At 71.5% G+C, this 3716-nt stretch carries 1 protein-coding gene; it reads left to right on the forward strand.

Annotated elements, in window-relative coordinates; genetic code table 11:
- A partial coding sequence (locus ACZ6CL_RS42785) for a type I polyketide synthase (protein WP_468946960.1) occupies positions 1-3716 on the forward strand: 3716 nt, incomplete at both ends.

Consider the following 3716-nt stretch of genomic DNA (forward strand, 5'->3'; position numbering starts at 1 on the left):
ATGTCCACTCCCGACAACTTCATCGACTTCAGCCGTCAGCGCGGACTGGCCGCGGACGGTCGGATCAAGGCCTTCGCGGCCGGTGCGGATGGCACGGGCTGGGGCGAAGGCGTCGGCATGCTGCTCGTGGAGCGGCTGTCGGACGCGCGGCGTAACGGCCACCCGGTCCTTGCCACCGTGCGCGGCTCGGCGATCAACCAGGACGGTGCGTCGAACGGTCTGACGGCGCCCAATGGTCCGTCGCAGCAGCGGGTGATCCGGCAGGCGCTGACCAGCGCCGGCCTGACGACCGGCGATGTGGATGTGGTCGAGGCGCACGGTACGGGCACGACGCTGGGTGACCCGATCGAGGCGCAGGCGCTACTGGCCACGTACGGACGCGACCGGGACGCGGACCAGCCGCTGTGGCTGGGCTCCATCAAGTCCAACATCGGGCACACGCAGGCCGCTGCCGGTGTCGCGGGCATCATCAAGATGGTGCTGGCCATGCGGCACGGTGTGCTGCCGCGGACGCTGCATGTGGATGAGCCGTCGCCGCACGTCGACTGGTCGGCGGGTGCGGTGTCGCTGCTGACGGAGCAGACGGAGTGGCCGGAGACCGGCCGCCTGCGCCGCGCCGGTATCTCCTCGTTCGGCATCAGTGGCACCAACGCGCACACCATCATCGAACAGGCCCCGGCGAGCGACGAAGCGACCGAGGCACCCGACCCGAACGGGCTCGGCGGCCTCCTGCCCTTCGTGCTGTCGGCGAAGAACGCCGAGGCGCTGCGGGAGCAGGCCGTACGTCTGCGCACGCACATCGAGACGCGGCCGGAGTCGACACCGCTCGACCTCGCCCACGCCCTGGCCGTCGGGCGCGCCGCCCTGGAGCGGCGTGCGGTGCTCACCGTTGGTGACCGGGACGAGCTGCTGCGGACGCTTGACGCTCTGGCAGCGGGCGAGTCCGCGTCGGGAGTGGTCGAGGGGACGGTTGCCGAGGGCAAGGTGGCGTTCCTGTTCACGGGGCAGGGCAGCCAGCGGCTCGGGATGGGCCGTGAGCTGTACGAGGCCTATCCGGTGTTCGCGGATGCCTTGGACGCGGTGTGTGCGCATCTGGATCTGCACCTTGAGCGGCCGCTGCGGGACGTGCTGTTCGGGGATGACGCCGAGGCGCTGGACCAGACCGGGTTCACCCAGCCCGCGCTGTTCGCGGTGGAGGTGGCGCTGTTCCGGCTGGTGGAGGCGTGGGGTGTGCGGCCCGACTTCCTCTCCGGCCACTCCATCGGTGAGTTGGCTGCCGCGCATGTGGCGGGTGTGCTGTCGCTCGCGGACGCGGCGAAGCTGGTGGCCGCGCGTGGGCGGTTGATGCAGGAGCTTCCGGCCGGTGGCGCGATGGTCGCGGTGCAGGCGTCGGAGGACGAGGTGGCGCCGCTGCTCACCGAGCGGGTCTCGATCGCCGCGCTCAATGGGCCGACGTCGGTGGTTATCGCCGGTGACGAGGACGTGGCGCTGGAGATCGCGGCGGGCTTCGAGGAGCGGGGTCGTAAGACCAAGCGGCTCACCGTCAGCCACGCGTTCCACTCGCCGCGCATGGACGGGATGCTGGAGGCGTTCCGCGAGGTCGCGCAGGAGCTGTCATATGAGTCCCCGCGCATCCCGATCGTCTCCAACCTGACCGGGACGGTCGTCTCCGCCGAGGAGATCGCGACCGCTGACTTCTGGGTGCGCCACGTCCGCGAGGCGGTGCGCTTCCTCGATGGCGTAAGGACGTTGGAAGCGCAGGGCGTGACGACGTTCGTCGAGCTGGGCCCCGACGGTGTGCTCTCGGCGATGGCGCAGGAGTGCGTGACCGGCGACGACGACGCCGCGTTCGCGGCCGCGCTGCGCAAGGATCGTCCCGAGGCCGAGGCGTTGCTGTCGGCCGTCGCGCGGGCGCATGTGCGGGGCGTGACGCCGGACTGGACGGCTGTCTTCGCCGGGGCTGGTGCGCGGCGCGTGGAGCTGCCGACGTATGCCTTCCAGCGGCAGCGGTACTGGCCCAGCGCCGCCGCCCTCGCGGTGGGCGACCTGGAGTCGGTCGGGCTGGGTGACATCGAGCATCCGCTGCTGGGTGCCGCCGTCGCGCTCGCGGATGGCGATGGCTATCTGTTCACGGGAGTGCTTTCCCCCCGCACGCATCCTTGGCTGGCGGATCACGAGGTCATGGACACCGTGCTGCTGCCCGGTACGGCCTTCGTGGAGCTGGCGTGCGCTGCTGGTGCGCAGGTGGGTTGTGGGCGGTTGGACGAACTGACCCTGGAGGCCCCGCTTGTGCTGCCGGAGCACACCGGGGTGCGGGTGCAGCTCGTGGTGGAGGGGCCGGACGAGTCCGGTCGCCGTTCGTTCAGTCTGCATTCGCGTCGGCAGGACGCGCTCGGCACGGAGCCGTGGACGCGGCATGCCGCCGGTGTACTCACGGTCGGGAGCCGGGGCGCTGAGCTGGACGAGCTTGGTGTGTGGCCGCCGCAGGGTGCCACGCCGATCGCGGTCGACGGGCTGTACGAGGAGCTGGCCGGGGCGGGCCTCGGCTATGGGCCGGTGTTCCAGGGGCTCAAGGGGGCCTGGCGGCTTGGCGATGACCTGTACGCCGAGGTCGGCTTCCCTGAGGACGCGGTGGTGACGTCGGGCGCTGAAGCTGAGCGGTTCGGGTTGCACCCGGCGCTGCTGGACGCGGCGCTGCATGCCATCGGTGCTGAGGGCTTCGACCGCGATGCGGCGTCGGCGGAGGGTGCGCTGCTTCCGTTCGCGTGGAGCGGTGTGCAGTTGCACGCGGCCGGAGCCGGTGCGCTGCGGGTACGGCTGTCCGAGCAGTCGTCCAATGTGGTCTCGCTGCTGGTGGCCGACGGTACGGGGCGTGCGGTGGCCACGGTCGACTCCGTGGTGCTGCGCCCGGCCTCGGCCAATCAGGTGCGTGCGGCGCGTGGTGGGCTGCACGAGTCGCTGTTCCGGCTGGAGTGGTCGGCCGTTCCGGCGCCCGCGACGGGTGCGGTGACGGGCGAGTGGGCGGTCCTCGGTGCGGACGCCGGGCAACTGGCCGCGCTGGACGACGCGTTCGGGAACGGGATCCGACTCGCCGCGTACGGTGATCTGGCGGCGCTCGGTACGGCGGTGGACGCCGGGGCGGCGGTGCCGGACACGTTGCTGTTGCTCGGTCTCGGTGACGGCGGCGACGCGTCGGCCGTGCACGAGGCCACGCAGGCCATGCTCTCCTCGCTTCAGTCGTGGCTGGCTGACGAGCGGTTTGCCGGAGCGCGGCTGGTGCTGCTGACGCGCGGCGCGGTGGAGACCGTGCCGGGTGCGGGTGTGGGGGATCTGTCGCACGCCGCTGTGCGTGGTCTGTTCCGTTCCGCGCAGTCGGAGAACCCCGGCCGTCTGGTGTTGCTGGACGTGGACGAAGGTTCGTACGGTTCGGTGCCTGCGGCGCTGGGCGTGGACGAGGAGGAGCTGACGCTGCGCGGGGGCGTGGTGCTCGCGCCACGGCTGGCCCGGGTGCCGAACGCCGACGACGCTGACACCGCTCCGTCCCTCGACGAGCACGGCACGGTGCTGATCACCGGCGCCTCCGGAACGCTGGGTGGTCTCTTCGCCCGCCATCTGGTCTCCGCTCATGGTGTGCGGCAGCTGTTGCTGGTGAGCCGTCGCGGTGCCGATGCTGACGGTGCTGGCGAGTTGGCTGCCGATCTGACGGCGGCCGGTGC

The sequence above is a fragment of the Streptomyces sp. NPDC041200 genome (assembly GCF_055591805.1).